The 219-nt window shown below is 42.5% G+C and carries 1 protein-coding gene; it reads right to left on the reverse strand.

Annotated elements, in window-relative coordinates; genetic code table 11:
• A partial coding sequence (locus AB1471_RS18190; RefSeq protein WP_367781111.1) for a hypothetical protein occupies positions 1–219 on the reverse strand: 219 nt, incomplete at both ends.

Below are 219 nucleotides of genomic sequence, written 5' to 3' on the forward strand. Positions count from 1 at the left end.
TTTTACTTTTTCCATTACTGCATCCAGCCAGGTGTTTGTTTCTTTTGCACTGCGTGCCCTTGCCCTGATCATCCGCACCAGGTTCTCCACTTCAACCGGTTCAATTATCAGTTGTCCAGATTGTAAAGGAAACAACTGTACTTTCCGAATGAGATAACAGTTGTACAATTTCCCATTGTACATCTCTTTCGAAAAAATTCCCGTCTCCGGTTGTTCCAT

The sequence above is a fragment of the Jeotgalibacillus marinus genome (genome assembly GCF_040801915.1).
In the GTDB taxonomy this organism is placed as follows: Bacteria; Bacillota; Bacilli; order Bacillales; family Jeotgalibacillaceae; genus Jeotgalibacillus; species Jeotgalibacillus marinus.